The sequence below is a fragment of the Erwinia sp. PME.40.26/001 genome, from assembly GCF_055556675.1.
In genome coordinates this window covers 1-247 of record NZ_JBVHNP010000351.1, presented here as the reverse complement: position 1 = coordinate 247, position 247 = coordinate 1, and the positions used below count along the sequence as shown (strand labels likewise).

The window sequence follows — 247 nt, the reverse complement described above, 5'->3', positions numbered from 1 at the left end:
GCCCATGATCACAGCCGCCGCCAGGGCCAGCGCGGCGGCCACGAACAACGGCGCGGCCAGACCAAAGGTGGCGAGCACGGCCGCGAAGCCAGGGTCGGACATGGTGCCCACCGCCCAGCACGTGGCGACCGTGCCGATGAGCGTAATGCGCGGCCGGTCCGGCGCCGCGCGCAGCGCCATGCCCTGGGCCGAGGGCAAGACGGCGCTGCCCAGCACACCATTGATACCGCGCAACAGCAGCAGCAGC

The 247-nt window shown here is 72.9% G+C and carries 1 protein-coding gene; it reads right to left on the bottom strand.

The genetic code is table 11. The annotated features are described in order from the left end of the window. The coding region (locus ACZ3HG_RS24500; protein ID WP_465335091.1) for a hypothetical protein at positions 1-247 on the bottom strand (247 nt) is incomplete at both ends.